Here is a 17,212-nt window from a genome sequence, read left to right as displayed (position 1 = left end):
CGCGCCAGTGGTAATCGTCATCCGGTGAAACCGTTCTTTGCCACACGGGCGGATCAGATCGCCACAAAAAGTCAGAACGGCTGAGTTTTTGCGAGGCGGGCAAATGGTAATCTGCGCCCGTTCGTCCGGCCATCTGCGACCTGTTGTCGCGTCCAACGAAGCTTCACCCAACAAAACGGTCATGCCTGCGTGCACAAGGCCGAGGGGTGAAACGTGCCTGGCGAACCCTACTAATAATTGGGGGAAACACAAATGAGCACGAGCACCGAGGCCGGTATATTGCCCGCCCAGCCCGCGTTCCTGTCCAAGGAGCGCATCATCGCCAAGCCCGGTTTCAACCGCTGGCTGGTTCCACCGGCCGCCCTGGCCATCCACTTGTGCATCGGCATGGCCTATGGTTTTTCGGTGTTCTGGCTGCCGTTGTCCAAGGCCCTGGGCGTGACAGCCCCGGTGGTCTGCGCGCCGGACATGAGTTTTGTTGCACAAGTGTTCTCATCCCAGTGCGACTGGCCGATTTCCATGCTCGGCTGGATCTACACCCTGTTCTTCATCTTCCTCGGTTGCTCGGCGGCGATCTGGGGTGGCTGGCTGGAACATGCCGGGCCGCGCAAGGCCGGTGTCGTTTCGGCGCTGTGCTGGTGCGGTGGCCTGTTGATCTCGGCGCTGGGGATCTATACCCACCAGATCTGGCTGATGTGGCTTGGCTCCGGGGTGATTGGTGGCATCGGCCTGGGCCTGGGCTACATCTCGCCGGTCTCGACCCTGATCAAGTGGTTCCCGGACAAACGGGGCATGGCCACCGGCATGGCGATCATGGGCTTTGGTGGCGGGGCGATGGTTGGTGCGCCGCTGGCGGCGGCCCTGATGGGCCACTTTGCCTCGCCCACCGGCGTCGGTGTCTGGCAGAGCTTCCTGGTGATGGCGGCGATCTACTTCGTGTTCATGATCGGTGGGGCGCTGTCGTACCGCGTGCCGCCAACGGGCTGGAAGCCTGAGGGCTGGACGCCGCCGGCGAAGAAAACCGCGAATTCGATGATCACCCACCGCCATGTGCATGTGAACGTGGCGTGGAAGACGCCGCAGTTCGCCCTGGTGTGGCTGGTCTTGTGCCTGAACGTGTCGGCAGGTATCGGCATCCTCGGCATGGCCTCGCCACTGTTGCAGGAAGTGTTCGCCGGGAAACTGCTGGGCAATGACCTGACCTTCGGTGAGTTGGACGCGGCACAGCTGGCCTCGATTGCCGCCATTGCGGCCGGCTTCACTGGCTTGCTGAGCTTGTTCAACATTGGTGGGCGGTTCTTCTGGGCGTCGTTCTCCGACTACCTGGGCCGCAAGAACACCTACTTCGTGTTCTTTGCCCTGGGTTTTGCCCTGTATGCGCTGATCCCGAACCTGGGACACCTGGGCAACATCTCGCTGTTCGTGGCGGCGTTCTGCATCATCCTGTCGATGTATGGCGGCGGGTTTGCCACCGTGCCGGCGTACCTGGCGGACCTGTTCGGTACGCAAATGGTCGGCGCGATCCACGGTCGGCTGTTGACGGCCTGGGCGGCGGCCGGGGTGTTGGGACCGGTGCTGGTCAACTACCTGCGTGAGTATCAGTTGAGTGTCGGCGTCGAGCGTGCCGCTGCGTACGACATCACCCTGTACATCCTCGCGGGCCTGTTGGTGCTGGGCTTCCTGTGCAACCTGCTGGTGCGTCCGGTGGCGGACAAGTACTTCATGACCGAGGCCGAACTGGCCGCCGAGCAGGCGCTGGGTCATGACAAAGGCGCCGACAGCACCACGGTGCTGGAGTGGAAAGCGGCGCCGGGCAGCAAGCCGTTGGCCGTTGCCGCGTGGTTGGTGGTGGGGATTCCGCTGGCGTGGGGTGTCTGGGTAACCGTGCAAAAAACTGCGGTCCTGTTCCACTAACCCGCACGAGTGTGGGAGCGAGCCTGCTCGCGAAGAGGGCATATCAGTCGACAGTGATGCTGTCCGATACACCACCTTCGCGAGCGGGCTCGCTCCCACAATGATCTGTGCAAGGCAACAACGTGCTTGTATGGACAGGTATATCCCCGGCCACATTGGTCGGCGCCTGTCAGGGATATCACCTGGCGTGTTTCTGTTTGGCCGTTGCGTGCCTATAATGGCTGCCTTTTTCGCCCAATGATTTTGCGGAGCTGGTGATGGCCGAACGTAAGGCGTGCGTCGAGCGCGACACTCTGGAAACCCAGATCAAAGCCTCGATCAACCTGGATGGCACCGGAAAGGCCCGATTTGATATCGGTGTACCTTTTCTTGAGCACATGCTGGATCAGATCGCCCGACACGGGTTGATCGACCTGGATATCGAAAGCAAGGGCGACCTGCATATCGACGACCACCACACGGTGGAGGACGTGGGTATCACCCTGGGTCAAGCCTTCAGCAAAGCCATCGGTGACAAGAAAGGCATCCGTCGCTATGGCCATGCCTATGTGCCGCTCGATGAAGCGCTGTCGCGCGTGGTGATCGATTTCTCCGGGCGTCCTGGCCTGCAGATGCACGTGCCCTTTACCCGCGCCACCGTCGGCGGTTTCGACGTTGACCTGTTCCAGGAGTTCTTCCAGGGCTTCGTCAACCACGCCAACGTCAGCCTGCACATCGACAACCTGCGTGGCACCAACACCCACCACCAGATCGAAACCGTGTTCAAGGCTTTCGGCCGTGCCCTGCGCATGGCCGTCGAGCTGGATGAGCGGATGGCTGGGCAAATGCCGTCGACCAAGGGCGTTCTGTAATGCAGACGGTCGCCGTTATCGACTACGGCATGGGCAACCTGCATTCGGTGGCCAAGGCCCTGGAGCATGTGGGGGCCGGCAAGGTGCTGATCACCAGCGATGCCAAGGTGATTCGCGAAGCCGACCGGGTGGTGTTTCCCGGTGTCGGCGCGATCCGCGATTGCATGGCGGAGATCCGTCGCCTGGGTTTCGATGCGCTGGTGCGTGAAGTTAGCCAGGACCGGCCGTTCCTCGGCATCTGCGTGGGCATGCAAGCCTTGCTCGATCACAGTGAAGAAAACGGCGGCGTCGACTGCATTGGCCTGTTTCCGGGCCAGGTGAAGTTCTTCGGCAAAGACCTGCATGAAAACGGTGAACACCTGAAAGTCCCGCACATGGGTTGGAATGAGGTGCAGCAGACGGTGGATCACCCGCTGTGGCACAACATCCCGGACCTGGCGCGCTTTTACTTCGTGCACAGCTACTACATCGCCGCTGGCAATCCGCGCCAGGTGGTGGGTGGCGGTCACTACGGTGTCGACTTCGCCGCCGCGCTGGCCGATGGCTCGCGCTTCGCCGTGCAGTTCCACCCGGAGAAGAGCCATAGCCATGGCTTGCAGCTGTTGCAGAACTTCGCGGCCTGGGATGGGCACTGGTAAATGGCGATCAAGAAAAAGCCGCCGATCCTGACCCTCACTCCCGAGCAGGAGAACGAGGCCAACAGCAAGATCAAGCGCTTCATGGAAGACCGCTTCGAACTCGACCTCGGTTCATTCGAGGCGGGGGAGATTCTTGAGCTGTTTACCCGCGAAATTGCTCCGCACTATTACAACAGGGCGATTTTCGATGTGCAGACGCACCTTAAAGAAAGGTTCGAAAGCATCGAAAGCGACCTGTGGGCGCTCGAGAAAAACTGATTTCCGAGCAACGCTGAAAAATCGAATTTGAAGGTTTGCCAGATGCTGATTATTCCCGCTATCGATCTTAAAGACGGTGCCTGTGTTCGTCTGCGCCAGGGCCGCATGGAAGATTCCACGGTGTTCTCCGATGACCCGGTGAGCATGGCTGCCAAGTGGGTGGAGGGCGGTTGCCGTCGCTTGCATCTGGTCGACCTGAACGGCGCCTTCGAAGGCCAGCCGGTCAATGGCGAAGTGGTCACCGCCATCGCCAAGCGCTACCCGAACCTTCCGATCCAGATCGGCGGCGGCATTCGCTCGCTGGAAACCATCGAGCACTACGTCAAGGCCGGCGTGAGCTACGTGATCATCGGCACCAAGGCGGTGAAAGACCCAGCCTTCGTGGCCGAGGCTTGCCGGGCGTTCCCGGGCAAAGTGATCGTGGGCCTGGACGCCAAGGACGGCTTTGTCGCCACCGATGGCTGGGCTGAAATCAGCACCGTGCAGGTCATCGACCTGGCCAAGCGGTTCGAAGCCGACGGCGTGTCCGCCATCGTCTACACCGACATCGCCAAGGACGGCATGATGCAGGGCTGCAACGTGTCGTACACCGCGGCCCTGGCAGCGGCGACCAAGATCCCGGTGATCGCGTCTGGCGGCATCCACAACCTGGGTGACATCAAGTCGCTGCTCGACGCCAAGGCGCCGGGGATCATCGGCGCGATTACCGGCCGGGCGATCTACGAAGGCACCCTCGACGTCGCCGAGGCGCAAGCCTTCTGCGACGCGTACACAGGCTGAGGACTGACCATGGCGCTGGCCAAACGCATCATCCCTTGCCTGGACGTGGACAACGGCCGGGTGGTCAAGGGCGTGAAGTTCGAGAACATCCGTGACGCCGGTGACCCGGTGGAAATCGCCCGTCGCTACGACGAGCAGGGTGCTGACGAGATTACCTTTCTCGACATCACCGCCAGCGTCGACGGTCGCGACACGACGCTGCATACCGTGGAACGCATGGCCAGCCAGGTGTTCATCCCGCTGACCGTAGGCGGTGGCGTACGCACCGTGCAAGACATCCGCAACTTGCTCAATGCTGGCGCGGACAAGGTCTCGATCAACACCGCCGCCGTGTTCAACCCCGAGTTCGTCGGCGAAGCGGCGCAGCATTTCGGCTCGCAATGCATCGTCGTCGCCATCGACGCGAAGAAAGTCTCACTGCCGGGCGAAGCCCCGCGTTGGGAAATCTTCACCCATGGTGGACGCAAGCCTACCGGGCTGGATGCGGTGGAATGGGCGAAGAAGATGGAAGGCCTGGGGGCCGGCGAGATCCTGCTGACCAGCATGGACCAGGACGGCATGAAGAACGGCTTCGACCTGGGCGTGACCCGCGCCATCAGCGACGCCTTGGGCATTCCGGTGATCGCCTCCGGCGGCGTCGGCAACCTGCAGCACCTGGCCGACGGCATCCTCGAAGGCCACGCCAGCGCGGTGTTGGCGGCGAGTATCTTCCACTTTGGGGAGTACACCGTGCCGGAAGCCAAGGCCTACATGGCTGCACGAGGCATCGTGGTTCGATAAAGGCCAGTGGACAGCATGGCGGGCTCAAGGCAAGCTTGGGCACGCCAATGGATTGCGGTAGCCCACAATGTTTAGACGTTTGTTCCTGATTCTCGCCAGTGCATCGCTACTGCTCGCCAGTGCAGTGCACGCGGCCGAAAAAACCGACACTGACCTGGTGTTGCTGACGGAAAACTTCCCGCCCTACAACATGGCGAAGAACGGCAAGAACTTCGCTCAGGACGAGAACATCAATGGCATCGCCGTGGACATTGTCCGCGAGATGTTCAAGCGAGCCGGCATCACCTACAGCCTGACGCTTCGGTTCCCCTGGGAACGTATCTACAAGCTCACCCTGGAAAAGCCCGGCTACGGCGTCTTCGTCATGGCGCGCCTGCCTGACCGCGAGAACCTCTTCAAGTGGGTCGGCCCGATCGGCCCGGACGACTGGATCATGTTGGCCAAGGCCGACAGCAAGATCACCCTCGACAACCTGGATCAGGCCCGCCAATACAAAATCGGCGCCTACAAAGGCGACGCCATCGCCTTGACCCTGGCCAAACAGGGCCTGAATCCGATGGTGGTGCTGCGTGACCAGGACAACGCGAAAAAACTCCTCAGCGGGCAGATCGACCTCTGGGCCACCGGCGACCCTGCCGGGCGCTACCTCGCCCGACAGGAAGGCGTCACCGGCCTCAAGACCGTGCTGCGCTTCAATAGCGCCGAACTGTACCTGGCCCTGAACCGCAACGTACCCGACGAGACCGTCGCCAAGTTGCAGGCCGCCCTGGATCAGATGCGCAAGGACGGCGATGTCGATGCGATCATGGCGCGGTATCTGTAGGTTCAACGGATACAGACATCCCTGTGGGAGCGAGCAGGCTCGCTCCCACAGGTTTTGCGCCTTAACGGACTGGCGTTAGCGGTACACCCCATCCTTCCCATGCCCTGCCATTGCCTTGTTACTGCGCAGGCTGATCATCTGCTTGATATCAATCCACTCGATGCCCTGGGCCTTGAGCTTGGGCAGTTCGCGCTCCAGCACCGCCAGGGTTTGCGGGTAAGGGTGGCCGATCAGCACCGCCGAACCCTGTTTGTGGGCCAGGCGGATGGCGACCTGGAGTTGGCTGGAGATGGCCGCCTCGGTGCGCTCGTCATCGAGGAACACGTCCCGCGAGACGCTCGCCAGGCCAATTTTCTGCGCCTCGGCGGCGGCGACGGTCTGGGCGCTGGTGCGGCTATCGACGAAGAGCTTGTGCCGGCGCTGCAGCTCGGCCATCAGCCAGGCCATCGCCGGTTGCTGGGCGGTCATGCGGCTGCCCATGTGGTTGTTGAGGCCGGCGCTGTAGGGCACGGCCTTGAAGGCAGCATCCAGGCGCTTTTGCAGTTCGTCGATGGACAACTCGGGATGCCAGGCAAACGGACCGCTGGCCGGGTCCATGGGCATGTGCAGGATGACGGTCTTGCCGGCGCGATGAGCTTCGCGGGCGAATTCGGCGGCGTGGGGCGTGTCGGGCATGACGGCCGTGACCACCGGGCCGGGCAGGGCCAGCACGCGGCGGTCACGGGGCAGGTTCTGCCCCAGGTCGTCGATGATCAGGGTCAGGTAGGTCTTGGCCGGCGCCGCGTGAACCGCGCCGGCCAGGCAGCACAACAGGCCGAGGAGCAACCGCAGGCGCATCTCAGCGATTACGGGTGATGCTCAGGCCCTTGAGCAGGCTGAGCGCCTGGGCCAGTTGGTAGTCGTCGTCCTGAGGCATCGGCTTGGCCTTGCCAGTGGAACCGCTTGGCTTGTCGGCACCGCCATTGCCATTGCCCAAGTGACCCTGCAGGTCGGCTTCCTTGAAGTAATCGCCATCTTGCTCGTTGGTGATCTTGGCCCTGCGCACTTCGATGTCCGGGACAATGCCCTGGGCCTGGATCGAGCGCCCGTTCGGGGTGAAGTACAGTGCGGTGGTGATCTTCAGCGCGCGGTCGTTGTTCAGTGGCAACACGGTTTGCACCGAGCCTTTGCCAAAGCTGGTGGTGCCCATCACCACGGCGCGCTTCTGGTCCTGCAGGGCGCCGGCGACGATTTCCGAGGCCGAGGCACTGCCGCCGTTGATCAGCACGACCATCGGCACCGCTTCGCTTTCGTCGTGGCCGGTGGCCGAGAAGCGCAGTTCGGAGTTGGCGATGCGGCCCTTGGTGTAGACGATCAGGCCTTTGGTGATGAAGTGGTCGACCACTTCCACCGCCGCTTGCAATACGCCGCCCGGGTTGTTGCGCAGGTCGAGGATGATGCCGTTGAGCTTCTTGCCGTTTTCCTTGCGCAGCTTGGCCAGGGCCTTGGAAACCTCTTCGCCGGTCTTGACCTGGAACTGGGTGATGCGGATGTAGCCGTAGCCCGACTCCAGCAACTGCGCCTTGACGCTTTTGACCTGGATGGTGGCGCGGGTCAGGGTGACGTCGAACGGCGTGCCGCCATCGCGCACCAGGGTCAGGGTGATCTTCTCGCCGATCTTGCCGCGCATCTTGTCCACGGCTTCGGTCATGGTCTGGCCGCGCGTTGGCTGGCCGTTGATCTTGACGATGAAGTCGCCGGCCTGGATGCCGGCCTTGGAGGCTGGGGTATCGTCGATCGGCGAGACGACCTTGATGAAGCCATCTTCGGAGCCCACTTCAATGCCCAGGCCGCCGAATTCGCCGCTGGTGCTTTCCTGCAGCTCGGCAAAGTCTTCGGGGCCCAGGTAGGCCGAGTGCGGGTCGAGGTTGCTGAGCATGCCCTTGATGGCATTTTCCAGTAGGGTCTTGTCGTCTACCGGTTCGACATACGCCGCCTTGATCCGGTCCATGACCTCGGCAAAGGTGCGCAACTCATCCAGCGGCAATGGCGCCTTGGTGGTCGCGGCCGAAACCGAGGAGGCGGGCTCGGCGGCAAACGCCAGGGGCGCACCGATCACCAGGGCGATCGTCAGGGCCAGCGAGGTGAGGCGGGACAAATGCAGCATGTCGAACGAACTCCTAATGTAGGTGACTCAACGCCTATCCTTGCGCGCGGCACCATTGCGCCGGATCACTCGGGTGACCCTGCTGACGAATAGCGAAATACAGTGCTGCTGTGTCCTGGCCGCCACTGTTACCGACAGTGGAGATGGACTCTCCGGCCTTGACCACGTCGCCGGCTGATTTAAGCAGCGTCTGATTGTGGCCGTACAAGCTCAAGTAACCGTTGCCATGGTCAAGAATCACCAACAGGCCGGCGCCTCGCAGCCAATCGGCAAACACCACGCGGCCGCCGTGTACGGCGTGCACCTGGCTGCCAGCAGTGGCGCTGATCATCACGCCGTCCCACTTGGTCCGGGTGTCGTCGCCACGGCTCTCGCCGAAGCGGGCAAGCAGTCGACCGTCAACCGGCCATGGAAGTTTTCCCCGGGTGGTAGCAAAAGCGCCACCAAAGGTTTCACCGGCACTGGAAACCAGGGCGCCAGGCGTCTGCTTGGCTGGTTTGCGCGGGGCGTCAGTCTCGTTGGCTTGAGCCTGGGCCTCACGTAAACGCTTTTTTTCCGCTTCCTGCTGGGCGATCAGGGCTTTTTGCCGCGCCTGTTCTGCCTCACGTGCCTGGCGAGCCAGGGTCTCTTCAATGGTTTTGAGTACTTTAGACAGGTCGGCTTGATCCTGCTCGCGGGCTTGTAGCTTCTGGTCGCGGGCTTTCACGTCGGTGTTGAGCTTGGCCAGCACTTGCTGGCGCTCCTTGCGGACTTTGTCGAGCTCGTCGCGCTGGCTGTCGAGGCTGCTTTTGTCCACCAGCAACTGGGCCTGCTGCAGGGCAATGTCCTGTTCGACGTTGGCCAGTTGGCGCAGGGTTTCGTTGAAGCTGTTCAACTGCTCCAGGCGGGCCTGGCTCAGGTAGTCGTAATAGGTGAAGGTGCGCGCGAATTTCTCGGGGTTCTGCTGGTTGAGCAGCAGCTTGAGGTATTCCTGGCGGCCGTTCTGGTAGGCCGCGCGGGCCTGGGTGGCGATCAGTTGCTGTTGTTCAGTGCGCGCGCTCTGGAGTTTTTTTTTCTCGCCATCGAGTCGCTGCAGCTCGGCTTCGCTCTTCTTCAGCTCTTTTTGCAGGGCATCGACCTGCTTTTCGAGCTTGCCCATCTCGGTTTCGGTGCCCTTGAGCTCTTTCTGGATGCCGGACTTTTCTTCCTGCAGCTTGCCCAGGAGCTTTTTCAGCTCGGAAATATCCTGACGCGTAGCGTCCAACTGTTGCTGGGTTTGCGCGCGCTCGTCGGCGAAGGCCGGTTGGAGCAGGCAGGTCAGGGCAAGGGCGATCAGGGTGCGGAGCATAGAGGCGGGCGACACCGGGGAAAGGGACGGCCTAGTATGCCCGCCCCACGCCGCAAAAAAAATGCCCATTTAGGGCGGTGTGATAACTGGGCTCAAAAACACCACAAACCAATGTGGGAGCGGGCTTGCTCGCGAAGGCGCCATGTCAGGCCTGGTGAAGGCGACTGACACTACGTATTCGCGGGCAAGCCCGCTCCCGCAGGGTCTTGGATCAGACCAGGATCGACGTCCCGGTCATTTCCTCAGGCTTCTCCAGCCCCAGCAGCATCAGCATGGTCGGGGCCACGTCCGCCAGCACGCCGCCGTCACGGACCTTGAGGTCACGCTTGCCGACATAGATGAAGGGCACCGGCTCGGTGGTGTGCGCGGTGTGTGCCTGGCCGGTGGACGCGTCGGACATTTGCTCGACGTTGCCATGGTCGGCCGTGATCAGCGCTTCGCCGCCGACGTTCTCCAGGGCGTCGACGATGCGGCCCACGCACAGGTCCAGGCATTCCACGGCCTTGACCGCCGCCGCGAACACGCCGCTGTGGCCGACCATGTCACCGTTGGCATAGTTGACCACGATGACGTCGTAACGCTGGTTCTCGATGGCCTCGACGATGCGGTCGGTGACCTCCGGGGCGCTCATCTCGGGTTGCAGGTCGTACGTGGCGACTTTGGGCGAAGGGATCAGGATGCGCTCTTCCCCCGGGAACGGTTCTTCGCGCCCGCCCGAGAAGAAGAAGGTGACGTGGGCGTACTTCTCGGTCTCGGCGATGCGCAATTGGGTCTTGCCGTTCTTGGCCAAGTAGTCGCCCAGCACGTTTTCCAGGCTGCCAGGGGCGAAGGCCGACGGCGCGGGGATGCTGGCGGCGTATTGGGTCAGCATGACGAAGCCGGCCAGTTTTGGCTGGCGTGCGCGCTCAAACTCCTGGAAGCCGTCCTCGACGAACACGCGGCTCAGCTCGCGGGCGCGGTCGGCGCGGAAGTTCATGAACACCATGGCGTCGCCGTCTTCGACCCGGACCGGCTCGCCAATCGTGGTCGCCTTGACGAATTCGTCGCTCTCGCCACGGGCATAGGCCGCCTCCAGGCCTTGCTGGGCGCTGTCGGCGTGGAACTGGCCATTGCCGTCGACGATCAGGTTGTAGGCCTGGGACACCCGGTCCCAGCGATTGTCGCGGTCCATGGCGAAGTAGCGGCCGATGATGCTGGCGATGCGCCCCGTGCCCAGGGTCTTGAAGGCTTCGTCCAGCAGTTCGATGGATGACTGGGCGCTTTTGGGCGGCGTGTCGCGGCCATCGAGGAAGGCATGCAGGTAGATTTTCGTCGCGCCACGCTTGGCGGCCAACTCGGCCATGGCGATCAGGTGATCCTGGTGGCTGTGGACGCCGCCATCGGACAGCAGGCCCATGAAGTGCACGGCCTTGCCGGCGGCGACGGCGTTGTCCACGGCAGCGCAGATGGTCGGATTGTCGAAGAACTCGCCATCGCGGATCGCTTTGGTCACACGGGTGAAATCCTGGTACACCACGCGGCCCGCGCCGAGGTTCATGTGGCCGACTTCCGAGTTGCCCATCTGGCCATCCGGCAGGCCCACGTCCATGCCCGAGCCCGAGATCAGGCCATTCGGTACGCTGGCACACAAGCGGTCAAGGACCGGCTTCTTGGCCGCGTAGATGGCGTTGGACTCTTGATGTTCGCTGTGACCGAAGCCGTCGAGGATGATCAGGACCAAAGGTTTAGGCGTGGTAGTCATGGATTCCGCTCGTGGCTGAATTAAAAAGAGACAATGAAAAGAGTCGCGGCAGTTTAAAGCTAAGTTCCGATGCCGTCACCGCCAGACGGGGTTTGGCCCACCATAGTGGCTGTGTATACTGGCCGACATTTTAACGCCCTGGAACCTCCTTCGATGGTTGCTCACCTGATTGAATTTGCCACTAACCACTACCTGCTCGTCGGTATCTTCGTCGTGCTGCTGGCGCTGTTGATCGCTTATCAAATGCAAGGCGGCGGTCGCAGCCTGAGCACGGGTGAGCTGACGGCCCTGGTCAACCGGGACACCGGCATCGTGATCGACCTGCGTCCGAGCAAGGACTTCGCCGCCGGCCACATCGTGGGCGCGGTGAACATTCCCCAGGACAAACTGGCCGCCCGCATCGGCGAGCTGGAGAAGCACAAGGCCAAGACCATCATCCTGGTCGACGCCATGGGTCAGACCGCTGGCACTCACGCTCGCGAACTGATGAAATCCGGCTACACCGCCGCCAAGCTGTCCGGTGGGATCTCCAGCTGGAAAGCCGACAACCTGCCATTGGTGAAGTGATATGGCGAACGTCGTCGTCTACTCCAGCGATTACTGCCCCTACTGCTCGCGCGCCAAGCATTTGCTGGCGAGCAAGGGCGTAGCCTTCGAAGAGATCAAGGTCGATGGCAAGCCGCAAGTGCGCGCCGAGATGGCCAGCAAGGCCGGGCGTACATCCGTGCCGCAGATCTGGATCGGCAGCACCCACGTTGGTGGTTGTGATGATGTGTTTGCCCTGGACCGCGCCGGCAAGCTCGACGCGATGCTCAAGGCTTGAACTCTTTCCCTATAAAAGCCCCAAGATCAGAAAGGATCTGAGATGACTGACCAACAGAACACCGCCGCTACCGAAGCAGAATCCGCACCACAATTCTCCTTGCAGCGCATTTATGTGCGTGACCTGTCCTTCGAAGCGCCGAAAAGCCCGGCGATCTTCCGCCAGCAGTGGGAGCCGAGTGTCGGTCTGGACCTCAATACCCGCCAGAAGACGCTGGAAGACGATTTCCACGAAGTCGTGCTGACCCTGTCGGTGACCGTGAAAAACGGTGACGAAGTGGCGTTCATCGCCGAAGTCCAGCAGGCCGGTATCTTCCTGATCAAAAACCTCGACCCTGCGTCGATGAGCCACACCCTGGGTGCGTTCTGCCCGAACATCCTGTTCCCGTACGCCCGCGAGACCCTGGACAGCCTGGTGACCCGTGGTTCGTTCCCGGCCCTGATGCTGGCGCCGGTCAACTTCGACGCGCTGTACGCGCAAGAAGTGCAGCGTCTGCAGGAAGGCGGTTCGCAGACCGTTCAGTAAGTTGAACTAGCGCAAGCCCCCATGTGGGAGCGGGCTTGCTCGCGAAGACGGTGGGTCATCCAACATCAATGTTGAATGTACTGACCTCTTCGCGAGCAAGCCCGCTCCCACATTTGTTTGGGGATTACTTGAAGCCCAGTTGGCGCCAGCCTTCGTACACGGCCACCGCCACGGTGTTGGACAGGTTCAGGCTGCGGCAGCCTTCGCGCATCGGCAGGCGCAGGCGGTGACCGTCCGGCAGGGCGTCCAGCACGTCCGCGGGCAGGCCACGGCTTTCCGGGCCGAACAGGAAGGCATCGCCCTCGGCGAAGCGGGCGTCATGGAATGGCCGCGAGCCCTTGGTGGTGAAGGCGAACAGGCGTGGCTGACCCAGGCTTTCCAGGCAACTGGCGAGGTCGGCGTGGCGTTGCAGGGTGGCGTACTCGTGGTAATCGAGTCCGGCCCGGCGCAGGCGCTTGTCGTCCATCTCGAAGCCTAGCGGCTCGATCAAATGCAGGTGGCAGCCACTGTTGGCGCACAGCCTGATAACGTTGCCGGTGTTCGGCGGAATTTCTGGTTGAAAAAGGATGACGTGAAACATGCACGGCTCCGAAGATAAAGATGCCCGGCATTCTACGCCGGAAGTGGATCGACGGCCGAAGCTATTGCCGCGGGTCATGGCGTCGCTGGCGATTGTCGGGGTGATGGTCGGCCTGATGATCGGTCGCCTGACCACCCCCGAGCCCGTCCGGCTGCAGCAGGTCGAGGTCGGCGCACAGGGCTTGCAGGTGTGGTTCGACAGCGAGCCCCAGTTGCACGGCGAGATCGTCGATGGCTCGGTGGCGTTGTTGTTCCAGGCTGAGGGCAAGGCGGACAAAGGGCAGTTGAAGGTCAACGCCCGGGATGTGAATTGGCGGGTGCGCCCCACTGACACGGGTTTGTTGCTGACGCTGGTGGCGGCCCGGCCACTGAAGGGCGACTGGGCCGGCAGCGAGGTCGATGGTCGCTGGCGGTTGGAGATCGAGCTCCAGGAGCAATAAAAGAGGGAATCCCTGACCTGCCTGTATCAGGGACCCCAAAAGGGTGTGGAGTTCGTTCGAACCCCGGATGTAAAGAGGGGAATCCCCGGCCTGCCTGTACCAAGGCCCCCGAAACTGGGTAGTGATTGGACTATTGCAGGGGCCGTGCCAGGTTCTTGGAAAGTCTTTAGATTTTGTTTCGGGTAACGAAAAGCCCCGGATTACGGGGCTTTCGGTTTTTTACAGCAGAGGCCGTTCAGGCTGCCGGCTCAAGCGTTGTGCGCGATACCGGACCATGGTGCATTCAAGCGGTGCATGGCCCTCGGGCAGAGCCCATGTGGGAGCGCGCCTGCTCGCGAAGGTGGCTGCACCGTCAACGCTGATGCTCATTGTCCTTTCATTCGCGAGCAGGCTCGCTCCCACACGGTGTCGTCGTGTGTGGCGTCAACCCTCGTCGCTGTCATCCTCATCCCCGCCATCGACCTTCATCCCCAGCTCCTTGATCTTGCGGGTCAGGGTGTTGCGGCCCCAGCCCAGCAGCACGGCGGCGTCGCGGCGGCGGCCGGCGGTGTGCTTGAGGGCGGTTTCGATCATGATCCGCTCGAACGCCGGCACGGCGCTGTCGAGCAGGTTCGACTGGCCGCGTGCCAGCGCCTGGTCGGCCCATTGGCGCAGCGCTTGCTCCCAGTTGGTCGCGGGGGCCGAATCCTGGGGCAGGCTCAGCAGCTCCGGCGGCAGGTCGCTGATGTGCACTTCGCGCCCGGACGCCATCACCGTGATCCAGCGGCAGGTGTTTTCCAGTTGGCGCACGTTGCCGGGCCACGGCAGGTTCTTGAGGTACTCCTCGGTTTCGTTCTTGAGCAGCTTGGGCTCCACCGCCAGCTCTTGCGCGGCGCGGGCGAGGAAGTGCCGGGCCAGGGTCGGAATGTCTTCGCGACGGTCCGACAGGCGCGGAATGTGGATGCGGATCACGTTCAGGCGGTGGAACAGGTCCTCGCGGAACTTGCCCGCGTGGACCAGGGTTTCCAGGTTCTGGTGCGTCGCGGCAATGATGCGCACGTCGACCTTGACCGGCACGTGGCCGCCCACGCGATAGAACTCGCCATCGGCCAGGACTCGCAGCAAGCGGGTCTGGGTGTCGGCCGGCATGTCGCCGATCTCGTCGAGGAACAGCGTGCCGCCGTCGGCCTGTTCAAAGCGCCCGCGCCGCAGGTTGGCGGCGCCGGTGAACGCGCCTTTCTCATGACCGAACAGCTCGGACTCCATCAGGTCCTTGGGGATGGCCGCCATGTTCAGCGCAATGAACGGCGAGGTCGCGCGCGGGCTGTGACGGTGCAAGGCATGGGCCACCAGCTCTTTGCCGGTGCCCGACTCGCCGTTGATCAGCACGGTGATGTTGGAATGGCTCAGGCGCCCGATGGCGCGAAACACTTCCTGCATCGCCGGCGCTTCGCCGATGATTTCCGGGGTGCGGGTCAGGGCCACCGGAGCCTCCAGGCCCTGTTGCTCCTGGGCATGCTGGTTGGCGCGCTTGACCAGCGACACCGCCTCATCGACGTCGAACGGCTTGGGCAGGTACTCGAAGGCACCGCCTTGATAGGAGGCGACCGCACTGTCCAGGTCCGAGTGCGCGGTCATGATGATCACCGGCAGTCGTGGGTGTTGCTCACGGATGCGGGCCAGCAAATCCAGGCCACTGGCGCCGGGCATGCGGATGTCGGAGATGATCACGTCCGGTTGCTGGCGTGCCAGGCGGCTCATCACCCCATCGGCGCTGTCGAAGCTCTGGGTGGTCATGCCTTCCTGCTGCAGCGCTTTCTCCAGGACCCAACGGATCGAACGGTCGTCATCGACGATCCACACGGTTTCACTACGGCTCATGTCGATGTGGCTCCTTGTTCCAGTGGCAGAAAGATCGAGAAGGTGGTGTGGCCTGGATGGCTGTCACATTCGATCAGGCCCTGGTGCTGGCTGATAATGTTCTGGGTAATGGCCAGGCCCAGCCCGGTGCCATCCGGGCGGCCGCTGACCATGGGGAAGAAGATGGTTTCCTGCAGGTCCGCGGGCACGCCCGGGCCGTTGTCGATGATTTCGATCTTGGTCACCAGGCGGTGGCGCACGTGGCCGATGGTGAACTGGCGCAGGGTTCGCGAGCGCAGGGTGATGCGGCCCAGGCGCAGCTCGTTCTGGCTGCTGATCGCCTGCATCGCGTTGCGCACGATGTTCAGCACGGCCTGGATCATTTGTTCACGGTCGATCAGCACGTCCGGGATGCTCGGGTCGTAGTCGCGCACCAGGGTGATGCCGCCCTGGCTTTCGGCTTCCACCAGGTTGCACACCCGCTCCAGCACTTCGTGGACGTTGCACATCGCCAGCGACGGCAGCTTGTTCGAGCCGAGCATGCGATCCACCAGGTTCCGCAGGCGATCGGCTTCCTCGATGATGACGTTGGTGTAGTCCTTGAGGCTTTCTTCCGGCAGCTCGCGGGCCAGCAACTGGGCCGCGCCGCGAATCCCGCCCAGGGGGTTCTTGATCTCATGGGCGAGGCCGCGCACCAGCATCTTGCTGGTTTCCTGCTTGGACAGTTGGGCCTCTTCCTTGGTGATGCGTAGCAGGCGGTCGCGGGGGTGGACTTCGAGCAGCAGCAGGGTGCCGCTGTTGCTGAGGATCGGCGTCACGGCGTAGTCGACGGTCAGGGTCTGGCCGGTCAGGGCGGTGAGCATGGCTTCGCGCTTGGTGAACGGGTGTGCGTGCTCCACGGCCTGGCGCAGCGAATTCAGGGCTTCGGGCGACTCGGTGAACAGCTCGCTGATGAACTGCCCGTGGCTGCGCTGGCCACTGATGGCCAGGAGCATTTCCGCGGCCGGATTCATGTACTCAAGGCGCAGTTGGGCATCGAGCAGAATGGTGGCGGTGGTCAGGTTGTCGAGTAGCAAGCGGTGCAGTGCGTCGCTGATGGTCATTAGGACCTCTTTTGGAGCAGGGCAGCCCGGGGCTGATCCCGGCGTGCGCGCGCAGGTAGGGCGCTGATGCGAGGAAAATGCAAAAACCAAACCAAGGCTCCGAAACGAAGCAATAAACCCCTGAAATTGGCGCTTTAGCTCCCGTTGCGTCGGGTTCTGCCGGCTCTTGCGAGTATTTTCGAACCAAAATGGGTAGGGCAAGTGGGAAGGGTGCAGATTGCTGCACCAATATAGTGCGCAATCCTGTCAGTGTTCAAATTAAACCCGGGAACCCGACGGCGTGTGCGTCGGGTTCGCCTGTTGGCGGGTCAGCTTTGCTGGTTGAGGGCGTCGTGCGTGGCGGTGCTGCCGTAAAGCAGCATGTCTCGCTCCAGGGTGAGTTCGACATCGCTTGCGCTGCACCCGGCGGCAGTCAGCAGGGCGAGGGTCATGAGCAGGGCATACAGGGGACGGGTTGGCATGGTGGGTCCTTGGGCTGGCTGAGTGAAGGTGTCGCCAGGGTAAAAGGCAGGGGGGAGTGGGGATGCCGGGCGCGGAGCTGTTGGCTGGAGGAATTGTCCGCGAGGTTGTGGCGAATTTTTCCCATAAAAAAGGCCCCCTGCGAAGGAGGCCTGTTTTTGTCACGCCGCGTGTGCGGGCGTTACT

General features: G+C 62.5%; 19 protein-coding genes. 11 read left to right on the top strand and 8 right to left on the bottom strand.

The window, feature by feature from the left end:
• Window positions 1-252 precede the first annotated feature (252 nt).
• The 7 genes from BMW74_RS19565 (at window position 253) to BMW74_RS19535 (ending at window position 6,044) form a co-directional block, all read left to right on the top strand.
• The gene (locus BMW74_RS19565) at window positions 253-1,914 is read left to right on the top strand and encodes an OFA family MFS transporter (protein WP_093425339.1); all 1,662 of its coding nucleotides are present in this window, start codon (window positions 253-255) and stop codon (window positions 1,912-1,914) included.
• A gap of 257 nt (window positions 1,915-2,171) precedes the next feature.
• Complete coding sequence (gene hisB, locus BMW74_RS19560; RefSeq protein ID WP_093425336.1) at window positions 2,172-2,765, top strand: imidazoleglycerol-phosphate dehydratase HisB; 594 nt, start codon at window positions 2,172-2,174, stop codon at window positions 2,763-2,765.
• The gene (gene hisH, locus BMW74_RS19555; protein ID WP_093425333.1) at window positions 2,765-3,403 is read left to right on the top strand and encodes an imidazole glycerol phosphate synthase subunit HisH; all 639 of its coding nucleotides are present in this window, start codon (window positions 2,765-2,767) and stop codon (window positions 3,401-3,403) included. The genes hisB and hisH overlap by 1 nt, the downstream gene beginning before the upstream one ends.
• A complete protein-coding gene (locus BMW74_RS19550) occupies window positions 3,404-3,661 on the top strand; it encodes a DUF2164 domain-containing protein (RefSeq protein WP_093425329.1) in 258 nt (85 codons plus the stop codon).
• Window positions 3,662-3,703: 42 nt separating this feature from the next.
• Entirely contained in the window at window positions 3,704-4,441 is a 738-nt protein-coding gene (gene hisA / locus BMW74_RS19545) for a 1-(5-phosphoribosyl)-5-[(5-phosphoribosylamino)methylideneamino]imidazole-4-carboxamide isomerase (protein WP_093425326.1), read from the top strand.
• A 9-nt stretch (window positions 4,442-4,450) separates the two neighbouring features.
• Entirely contained in the window at window positions 4,451-5,221 is a 771-nt protein-coding gene (gene hisF / locus BMW74_RS19540; protein WP_093425323.1) for an imidazole glycerol phosphate synthase subunit HisF, read from the top strand.
• 67 nt (window positions 5,222-5,288) lie between these two features.
• On the top strand, window positions 5,289-6,044 hold the full coding sequence (locus BMW74_RS19535; protein WP_093425320.1) for a substrate-binding periplasmic protein: 756 nt from the start codon (window positions 5,289-5,291) through the stop codon (window positions 6,042-6,044).
• 75 nt (window positions 6,045-6,119) lie between these two features.
• Here BMW74_RS19535 and BMW74_RS19530 read toward each other — a convergent pair whose 3' ends face one another.
• The 4 genes from BMW74_RS19530 to gpmI form a co-directional block, all read right to left on the bottom strand.
• Window positions 6,120-6,881 (bottom strand): divergent polysaccharide deacetylase family protein, encoded by a 762-nt coding sequence (locus BMW74_RS19530; protein ID WP_093425317.1) that lies wholly within the window; start codon window positions 6,879-6,881, stop codon window positions 6,120-6,122.
• Between the two features lies 1 nt (window position 6,882).
• A complete protein-coding gene (locus BMW74_RS19525; RefSeq protein ID WP_093425314.1) occupies window positions 6,883-8,190 on the bottom strand; it encodes a S41 family peptidase in 1,308 nt (435 codons plus the stop codon).
• Between the two features lie 34 nt (window positions 8,191-8,224).
• Window positions 8,225-9,517 (bottom strand): murein hydrolase activator EnvC family protein, encoded by a 1,293-nt coding sequence (locus BMW74_RS19520; RefSeq protein WP_093425311.1) that lies wholly within the window; start codon window positions 9,515-9,517, stop codon window positions 8,225-8,227.
• 211 nt (window positions 9,518-9,728) lie between these two features.
• Complete coding sequence (gene gpmI, locus BMW74_RS19515) at window positions 9,729-11,258, bottom strand: 2,3-bisphosphoglycerate-independent phosphoglycerate mutase (RefSeq protein ID WP_093425308.1); 1,530 nt, start codon at window positions 11,256-11,258, stop codon at window positions 9,729-9,731.
• Between the two features lie 153 nt (window positions 11,259-11,411).
• Between gpmI and BMW74_RS19510 the strand changes: the two genes are divergently transcribed.
• The 3 genes from BMW74_RS19510 to secB are packed head-to-tail and all read left to right on the top strand — an operon-like array spanning window position 11,412 to window position 12,606.
• The gene (locus tag BMW74_RS19510; RefSeq protein WP_093425305.1) at window positions 11,412-11,825 is read left to right on the top strand and encodes a rhodanese-like domain-containing protein; all 414 of its coding nucleotides are present in this window, start codon (window positions 11,412-11,414) and stop codon (window positions 11,823-11,825) included.
• A 1-nt stretch (window position 11,826) separates the two neighbouring features.
• Window positions 11,827-12,081 carry a glutaredoxin 3 gene (gene grxC, locus BMW74_RS19505; protein WP_093425303.1) on the top strand — a complete coding sequence of 85 codons (255 nt, stop codon included), beginning with the start codon at window positions 11,827-11,829 and terminating at the stop codon, window positions 12,079-12,081.
• Between the two features lie 42 nt (window positions 12,082-12,123).
• Window positions 12,124-12,606 carry a protein-export chaperone SecB gene (gene secB, locus BMW74_RS19500; RefSeq protein ID WP_093425301.1) on the top strand — a complete coding sequence of 161 codons (483 nt, stop codon included), beginning with the start codon at window positions 12,124-12,126 and terminating at the stop codon, window positions 12,604-12,606.
• 124 nt (window positions 12,607-12,730) lie between these two features.
• Here secB and BMW74_RS19495 read toward each other — a convergent pair whose 3' ends face one another.
• Window positions 12,731-13,186 (bottom strand): tRNA (cytidine(34)-2'-O)-methyltransferase, encoded by a 456-nt coding sequence (locus BMW74_RS19495; RefSeq protein ID WP_093425299.1) that lies wholly within the window; start codon window positions 13,184-13,186, stop codon window positions 12,731-12,733.
• On the opposite strand from BMW74_RS19495, the gene BMW74_RS19490 reads away from it, so the two are divergent.
• Complete coding sequence (locus tag BMW74_RS19490) at window positions 13,185-13,625, top strand: hypothetical protein (RefSeq protein ID WP_093425297.1); 441 nt, start codon at window positions 13,185-13,187, stop codon at window positions 13,623-13,625. The genes BMW74_RS19495 and BMW74_RS19490 overlap by 2 nt on opposite strands.
• A gap of 423 nt (window positions 13,626-14,048) precedes the next feature.
• Here BMW74_RS19490 and ntrC read toward each other — a convergent pair whose 3' ends face one another.
• The 3 genes from ntrC to BMW74_RS25275 all read right to left on the bottom strand — a co-directional run bounded on the left by ntrC (window position 14,049) and on the right by BMW74_RS25275 (window position 17,028).
• Window positions 14,049-15,485 (bottom strand): nitrogen regulation protein NR(I), encoded by a 1,437-nt coding sequence (ntrC, locus tag BMW74_RS19480; protein WP_093425295.1) that lies wholly within the window; start codon window positions 15,483-15,485, stop codon window positions 14,049-14,051.
• Window positions 15,482-16,567: a nitrogen regulation protein NR(II) gene (gene glnL / locus BMW74_RS19475; RefSeq protein ID WP_093425293.1), complete on the bottom strand. Its 1,086-nt coding sequence runs from the start codon at window positions 16,565-16,567 to the stop codon at window positions 15,482-15,484. The genes ntrC and glnL overlap by 4 nt, the downstream gene beginning before the upstream one ends.
• 308 nt (window positions 16,568-16,875) lie before the next feature.
• Window positions 16,876-17,028 (bottom strand): hypothetical protein, encoded by a 153-nt coding sequence (locus tag BMW74_RS25275; RefSeq protein WP_175479265.1) that lies wholly within the window; start codon window positions 17,026-17,028, stop codon window positions 16,876-16,878.
• Window positions 17,029-17,212 lie beyond the last annotated feature (184 nt).

This window comes from Pseudomonas sp. ok272, from assembly GCF_900109995.1.
In the GTDB taxonomy this organism is placed as follows: Bacteria; Pseudomonadota; Gammaproteobacteria; order Pseudomonadales; family Pseudomonadaceae; genus Aquipseudomonas.
This window is presented reverse-complemented; position numbering and strand designations above follow the sequence as displayed.

What these genes read in the sequence shown, in the direction of transcription:
- BMW74_RS19530 (WP_093425317.1), bottom strand. Translation starts at nt 6,881, where the DNA reads ATGCGCCTGCGGTTGCTCCTCGGCCTGTTGTGCTGCCTGGCCGGCGCG.
- hisF (WP_093425323.1), top strand. Translation starts at nt 4,451, where the DNA reads ATGGCGCTGGCCAAACGCATCATCCCTTGCCTGGACGTGGACAACGGC.
- BMW74_RS19520 (WP_093425311.1), bottom strand. Translation starts at nt 9,517, where the DNA reads ATGCTCCGCACCCTGATCGCCCTTGCCCTGACCTGCCTGCTCCAACCG.
- secB (WP_093425301.1), top strand. Translation starts at nt 12,124, where the DNA reads ATGACTGACCAACAGAACACCGCCGCTACCGAAGCAGAATCCGCACCA.
- BMW74_RS19565 (WP_093425339.1), top strand. Translation starts at nt 253, where the DNA reads ATGAGCACGAGCACCGAGGCCGGTATATTGCCCGCCCAGCCCGCGTTC.
- BMW74_RS19550 (WP_093425329.1), top strand. Translation starts at nt 3,404, where the DNA reads ATGGCGATCAAGAAAAAGCCGCCGATCCTGACCCTCACTCCCGAGCAG.
- gpmI (WP_093425308.1), bottom strand. Translation starts at nt 11,258, where the DNA reads ATGACTACCACGCCTAAACCTTTGGTCCTGATCATCCTCGACGGCTTC.
- ntrC (WP_093425295.1), bottom strand. Translation starts at nt 15,485, where the DNA reads ATGAGCCGTAGTGAAACCGTGTGGATCGTCGATGACGACCGTTCGATC.
- BMW74_RS19525 (WP_093425314.1), bottom strand. Translation starts at nt 8,190, where the DNA reads ATGCTGCATTTGTCCCGCCTCACCTCGCTGGCCCTGACGATCGCCCTG.
- BMW74_RS19535 (WP_093425320.1), top strand. Translation starts at nt 5,289, where the DNA reads ATGTTTAGACGTTTGTTCCTGATTCTCGCCAGTGCATCGCTACTGCTC.
- hisA (WP_093425326.1), top strand. Translation starts at nt 3,704, where the DNA reads ATGCTGATTATTCCCGCTATCGATCTTAAAGACGGTGCCTGTGTTCGT.
- grxC (WP_093425303.1), top strand. Translation starts at nt 11,827, where the DNA reads ATGGCGAACGTCGTCGTCTACTCCAGCGATTACTGCCCCTACTGCTCG.
- hisB (WP_093425336.1), top strand. Translation starts at nt 2,172, where the DNA reads ATGGCCGAACGTAAGGCGTGCGTCGAGCGCGACACTCTGGAAACCCAG.
- glnL (WP_093425293.1), bottom strand. Translation starts at nt 16,567, where the DNA reads ATGACCATCAGCGACGCACTGCACCGCTTGCTACTCGACAACCTGACC.
- BMW74_RS25275 (WP_175479265.1), bottom strand. Translation starts at nt 17,028, where the DNA reads ATGCCAACCCGTCCCCTGTATGCCCTGCTCATGACCCTCGCCCTGCTG.
- BMW74_RS19495 (WP_093425299.1), bottom strand. Translation starts at nt 13,186, where the DNA reads ATGTTTCACGTCATCCTTTTTCAACCAGAAATTCCGCCGAACACCGGC.
- BMW74_RS19490 (WP_093425297.1), top strand. Translation starts at nt 13,185, where the DNA reads ATGCACGGCTCCGAAGATAAAGATGCCCGGCATTCTACGCCGGAAGTG.
- BMW74_RS19510 (WP_093425305.1), top strand. Translation starts at nt 11,412, where the DNA reads ATGGTTGCTCACCTGATTGAATTTGCCACTAACCACTACCTGCTCGTC.
- hisH (WP_093425333.1), top strand. Translation starts at nt 2,765, where the DNA reads ATGCAGACGGTCGCCGTTATCGACTACGGCATGGGCAACCTGCATTCG.